Here is a 5,709-nt window from a genome sequence, read left to right as displayed (position 1 = left end):
GCACTTGGGCACCGGGCGCGCCGCGGCGTGGCGGCCTTCTACGCTGTGGCGCTCGTCCTGTGGGGCGCGGCGCTGTGGCTGGTCGCCGGCCAGGCGCTGGCCGTGCTGGCGCTGCTGCCGCTGGCGATCCACTTTGGCTGGCAGGTGATGAAGCTGGCCGACACCTCGCCGGCAACCGCGCTGATCCTGTTTCGCTCCAACCGGCTGGCCGGCGCGCTGTGGGCGGCGGCCTGCGCCTCGGTAGGATTGGCCTGAAAGCAGCAGCGCGGGCGCTGTTGCAGGCCCTTGGCACAGCTGCGGGGCGCAGTTGCAGGCTCTTCGCGCAGCTGCGGGCCTGTTCCGGGTTGGAACAGGCCCGCGCGCCCTGTTGTGGTGCCGACAGCGGGCTGGCCCACCCATCACCCGCGTCGTGCTGATCTCAGCTTCTCATGCAGTCTTGTCAGTGCATTGCATGGATTCGACAAAAGAGCGCAGTGATTGGGCCGTGACAGGCCGGGCCGGCCACCCTACATCTCGTGCATGCTCTCACCTGCCGATGCCCTCACCCGCCTTGATGCCGCCCTTGCCGCCGCGCGCACTGCCGGTGCCGATGCCGCCGACGCGCTCTATGTCGGCGATGGCGCCACCTCCGTCTCCGTCCGCCTTGGCCAGCTTGAAGATATCGGCCGTGCCGAGGGCGAGGAGGTCGGCATCCGCGTTTTCGTCGGCCAGCGCTCGGCCAGCGTTTCCTCCTCGGACCTGACGCCGGCCGCGCTGAAGGAAGCCGCCGAACGCGCCGTCGCCATGGCGCGCCTGGCACCCGAAGATCCCTTTGCCGGCCTGGCCCCGGAAGACAGGCTCGCCAAGGGGCCGTTACCTGAACTGGATGTCGATGATCCGACCGAGGTCAGTGCCACCACATTGAAGGAACGCGCGCTGGCCTGCGAGGATGCGGCCCGCGCCATCCCGGGCATCACCAACAGCGAAGGCGCGGGCGCCTCGGCCGGCACCGTGGTGATGGCGCTGGCCACCTCCACCGGATTTCGCGGCGGCAAGCGCTCCACCAGCCATGGCCTGTCGGCCAGCGTGGTCGCCGGCACCGGCAGCGACATGCAGCGCGACTATGCCTGGCACAGCGCGCGCTACCTCGCCGATGTCGAATCGGCCGAGGAGATTGGCGCCCGTGCCGGCCGCCGCGCCGTCGAGCGCTTGCACCCGTTGAAGCTGGCCAGCGCCCAGATGCCGGTGCTGTTCGATCCGCGCGTCTCGGCCTCGCTGCTTGGCCACCTCGTTGGCGCCATCACCGGCAGCGCCATCGCGCGCGGCACCAGTTTCCTGAAGGACCGGTTGGGCCAGCAGATATTGCCCGCCGGTCTGTCGATCATCGATGATCCGCTGCGCCCGCGCGGCCTCAGGAGCCGCGCCTTCGATGGCGAGGGCCTGGCAGCTGTGCGCACCGCCATCATCGCCGATGGCGTGCTCACCACCTGGCTGATGGACGCGGCCAGCGCCCGGCAACTGGGCCTGGCCCCGACTGGCCACGCCAGCCGCGGCACCTCGGGCCCACCCGGCGCCGGCACCACCAATCTGCACCTGGAAGGCGGCACCGCCACCCCGGCCGAACTGATGGCCGACATCAAACAGGGCGTGCTGGTCACCGAGCTGATCGGCATGGGTGTCAACGGCCTTACCGGCGATTACAGCCGCGGCGCCAGCGGCTACCTGATCGAAAATGGCCAGATCACCCGGCCGGTGGCGGAAATCACCATCGCCGGCAACCTGATCGACATGTTCGCGAACATGATCGCCGGCAATGATCTGGCCTTCCGCCATGCCAGCAACGCGCCCACCCTGCGCGTCGATGGCATGATGGTGGCGGGAAGTTGAGCCAGCGCGACAACGACCTGGCGCTCGCCGCCGAGATCGTGCGCAACGCCGGGCGCATCGCCATGGCGCAGTTCGGCCGATCGCCGGCGAAATGGCAGAAGGACGATGGCAGCCCGGTGTGCGCCGCCGATCTGGCGGTGAACGCCTATCTGAAGGGCGTGATCGCGGCCGCCCGGCCCGATGATGGCTGGCTGTCGGAAGAAAGCGCCGACAGCCCGGAGCGGCTCGAACGGCGCCGCGTCTGGGTGGTCGATCCCATCGACGGCACCCGCGATTTTCTGCGTGGCCGCACGGGCTGGGCCGTGTCGGTGGCCTTGGTGGAGGATGGCGCCGTGGTCGCCGCCGTTCTGGGCGCGCCGGCGCAGGACCGGCTCTATGCCGCCAGCGCCGGGCGCGGCGCCACCCTCAACGGCAAGGCGCTGGCCGTCTCCGGCCTCGCCAGCCTCGACGGCGTGCGCCTGCCCATCGACCAGGCCAATCTGGCCGCGCCCTATTGGCCGTCGCCGTGGCCGGGCACCGCCGTGGCCAAGCCCAACAGCCTGGCGCTGCGCATGGCGATGCTGGCCGCCGACGAGGCCGATGCCTGGATGGAAGGACGCAGCATCGCGGAATGGGATGTCGCCGCCGCCAGCCTGATCCTCGCCGAAGCCGGCGGCCTGGCGACCGATCGCCACGGCGCCGCGCTCAGCTTCAACCGGCCCTCGCCGATCATCCACGGCCTCGCCGCAGCCACCCCGGCCCTGCACGCCGAGGTGCTGGCCCGGCTCGATCACGCCCTGAAGGCCTTTGCCGCCCGCCGCCGCGGCCTTGCCGCCTGAAATCACAGGCTTGCGCCGGCGCATCGGCCGCCGCAAGCTGCGGCCACGCCCTGGGGAGGGACGATGGCCGACCATCTGAAACGCCGAACACTTGGCGCCTTTGCCGCGCCCTGCCTGCCCTTGACCGGCGTTGGCCTGCCACTGGTTGTCTATCTGCCGCCCTATTATGCCGGCACATTGGGGTTGGACCTGGCGGTGACCGGCATCATCTTTTCCGCCGTGCGCTGGATCGACCTGCCGCTCGATCTGCTGTTCGGCCACTGGATTGACCGCACCGACTCCAAATGGGGCCGTTTCCGACCGTGGATGATCGTGGGCGGACTGGTGATGATGGCCGGGCTGGCGCTGGTGTTCTTTGCCGAGCCGGGGCTGAGCCCGGCGCGGGCGCTGGCCGGCCTGGTGTTCATGTATGCCGGCTATTCGGCGGCGGCCGTGGCGCACACCAGCTGGGGCCAGGCGCTTTCGACCGATTATCACGAGCGCAGTCGCATTTTCGGCTGGTGGCAGGGCGCCAACATGGTGGCGCTGATGGGCCTGCTGGCGGTGCCGACCCTGGCCAATGCTTATGGCCCGAAATGGGGGATGGCCCCATCAGCGGCGCTGGGCGTGCACGCCATGGGACTGGTGCTGATCGGCCTGATGCTACCCAGCCTGCTGGCAGTGAGCATTGGTGTGCCCGATGCCAAGCCGGTCCACGCCACGCCGCATGGCTGGGCGGACGTCAAGCAGGCGCTGAAACTGCCGCCGTTGCGCCGGCTGCTGCTGATCGATCTGCTCGCCAGCCTGCCGCCCGGCTTTGGCGGCGCGCTGCTGGTGTTCTTCTTCGAGGCCGCGCGCGGCTTTTCGGTGGCTGATGCCCGCCTGTTGCTGCTGTTCTACTTCGCCTCTGGCCTGATTGGCGCACCGCTGTGGGGCTGGGTGGCGCGGCGCACGTCGAAACACCAGGCGGTGGCCTGGTCGATCGGCAGCTATGCCGTGCTGCACACGCTGTTGGTGCTGGTCCCCGCCACCAGCTTCTGGCCGGCGGCGCTGGGCATGCTGCTGGCCGGCATTCCGGCGGTGGCGCCGCCCTTCCTGGTGCGCGCCATGCTGGCCGATGTCACCGATGCCGAAACGCTGGCCACCGGGCGCAGCAACGCCGGCCTCTATTATGCCGTGCTCGTGGGCGTGCAGAAGATTGGCTACGCCGTGCCGGTGGGCTTGTCCTACATCGTGCTCGATCTGGTTGGCTTCAACGCCAAGCTGGGGACGGCCAACACGGCCTTTGCCACCGATGGCCTGGTGGCCCTGTTCCTCGTGCCGCCAGTGCTAAGCGCGCTCGGCGCGGCTTGGCTGGCCAGGGGCTGGACGATCGACCGCGCTGAACAGCAGCGCATCGTTGCGGCCCTGCACGGCAAATGAGCCTGCGTGTCGGCATCATCGGCGCCGCCCGTGTCGCCACTTATGCGCTGATCGCGCCGGCCAGGGCGCGCGATAACGTGGTGCTGGCCGGTATCGCCGCGCGCGATCCGGTGCGGGCGGCGGCCTATGCGCAAACCCATGGTATCGCGCGGGCCTTTGCCGATTATGCCGCGCTGGTGAACGATCCGGGCATCGGCGCGGTCTATGTCGCCACACCGCCGGCGTTCCACCTCGAACAGGCCCGGCTTGCCATCCGCGCCGGCAAGCCAGTGCTGGTCGAAAAGCCCTTCACCCTCAACAGCACTGAAGCCGCCACGCTGCTGGCCGAAGCCGCCGCGGCTGGTGTGCCGGTGGTGGAGGCCCAGCACAGCCGCTGCCACGGCTTCTGGGCGATCGTCCACCAAGCGTTGCCAGCCATCGGGCCACTGGTGCATCTCGACGCCTGGTTCAATGCCCCGGTGAAGACCGATGCCGATGAATTCCGCTGGCAAGCCAGTCTGGGCGGCGGCGCGCTGATGGATCTGGGTGTCTATCCGCTGGCCTGGGTGCGCGGCGTTGCCGGGGAGCCGATTGCCGCCCACGACGTGCATTTTCGCCACGAACGCGGCGCCGATGCCGCCTTTTCGGCCCGCCTCACCCTGCCTGGCGGCGTGACAGCGCACGTGCGCGCCGACATGGCGGCCCCGTTCGGCGCGCAACTGATCATCACCGGCCGCGATGGCCGGCTGACCATCGATAATCCGCTCGCCCCGCAGCGCGGCGGCCATGCCATCATGCTGGAAACCGCAGCCGGCACCACCCGGCTGCCCTGCCCGGCCGAACCGGGCAGTTATGATGCGCAACTGGCGGCCTTTGTCGATCATCTGGCCGGCCGCAGGCCCTGGCCCCTGCCCGCCGATGATCCGCTCAGGTCCATGCAGGCCATCGACATGGTGCGCCAAGCCGCTTGACGGGCGCGGCGGGCCGGGCCAATCGTGCCGCGTTGGGGCAATAGTGGGAGATTGACCGTGCGCCTGTTTGACTCGATTGGCCCCAATCCGCACGTCGTGCGCATGGCCGCCGCCGAAAAGGGGCTGGTGATCGACAAGGTCACGCTCGACATCATGGCCGGCGAAAACCGCAGCAGCGATTATGCCAAGCGCGTGCCTTCAGGCGGCACCCCGGCCCTGGAGTTGGACGACGGCACCCTCGTCTCCGAAATCCTCGCGATCGCCGAATATTTCGAGGATATCCAGCCGAACCCGCCGATCATCGGCAGCACGCCGGCTGAGCGCGCTGTCGCCCGCATGTGGACCCGCCGCATCGATCTCTACATCTGCGAGCCGATGGCCAATGGCTTTCGCGCCTCGGAGGGCCGGCCGATGTTCGCCCCGCGCATGACACTGGTGTCCGAAGCCGCTGCCGCCGAACTGAAAGCCATCGCGGCTGAAAAATTGCTGTGGCTCGACGGGCTGATGAGCGGCGATTTCGTCTGCGGCAACCGCTTCACCATCGCCGATATCCTGCTGTTCGCCTTTGTGCAGTTCGGCGCCGCGGTCGGGCAGCCGATGCCGGCGGCCGCGCGCTGGCTGCCGGCCTGGCGCGATCGCGTTGCCGCTCGTCCGTCTGCCGCTGCCTGATTGCG

General features: G+C 69.3%; 5 protein-coding genes and 1 pseudogene. All 6 read left to right on the top strand.

Annotated features, from left to right (window positions below):
- A pseudogene (locus GJ693_RS17010) lies at positions 1-255 on the top strand (4-hydroxybenzoate octaprenyltransferase); the annotation flags it as partial.
- Between the two features lie 264 nt (positions 256-519).
- Positions 520-1,866: a TldD/PmbA family protein gene (locus GJ693_RS13290; RefSeq protein WP_156256767.1), complete on the top strand. Its 1,347-nt coding sequence runs from the start codon at positions 520-522 to the stop codon at positions 1,864-1,866.
- Positions 1,863-2,684, top strand: a complete 822-nt coding sequence (locus GJ693_RS13285) for a 3'(2'),5'-bisphosphate nucleotidase CysQ (protein ID WP_235902901.1) — start codon at positions 1,863-1,865, stop codon at positions 2,682-2,684. The genes GJ693_RS13290 and GJ693_RS13285 overlap by 4 nt, the downstream gene beginning before the upstream one ends.
- A 63-nt stretch (positions 2,685-2,747) precedes the next feature.
- Complete coding sequence (locus GJ693_RS13280) at positions 2,748-4,085, top strand: MFS transporter (protein WP_156256766.1); 1,338 nt, start codon at positions 2,748-2,750, stop codon at positions 4,083-4,085.
- Entirely contained in the window at positions 4,082-5,035 is a 954-nt protein-coding gene (locus tag GJ693_RS13275) for a Gfo/Idh/MocA family protein (RefSeq protein WP_156256765.1), read from the top strand. Before GJ693_RS13280 ends, GJ693_RS13275 begins: the two co-directional genes overlap by 4 nt.
- A gap of 57 nt (positions 5,036-5,092) precedes the next feature.
- Complete coding sequence (locus GJ693_RS13270) at positions 5,093-5,704, top strand: glutathione S-transferase family protein (RefSeq protein WP_156256764.1); 612 nt, start codon at positions 5,093-5,095, stop codon at positions 5,702-5,704.
- The last annotated feature ends 5 nt before the right edge of the window (positions 5,705-5,709 follow it).

The sequence above is a fragment of the Sandarakinorhabdus oryzae genome, from assembly GCF_009733735.1.
In the GTDB taxonomy this organism is placed as follows: Bacteria; Pseudomonadota; Alphaproteobacteria; order Sphingomonadales; family Sphingomonadaceae; genus Sandarakinorhabdus; species Sandarakinorhabdus oryzae.
This window is presented reverse-complemented; position numbering and strand designations above follow the sequence as displayed.

Bases quoted from the DNA above. Each gene is read 5' to 3' on its own strand.
- GJ693_RS13280 (WP_156256766.1), top strand. From the start codon at position 2,748: ATGGCCGACCATCTGAAACGCCGAACACTTGGCGCCTTTGCCGCGCCC.
- GJ693_RS13290 (WP_156256767.1), top strand. From the start codon at position 520: ATGCTCTCACCTGCCGATGCCCTCACCCGCCTTGATGCCGCCCTTGCC.
- GJ693_RS13275 (WP_156256765.1), top strand. From the start codon at position 4,082: ATGAGCCTGCGTGTCGGCATCATCGGCGCCGCCCGTGTCGCCACTTAT.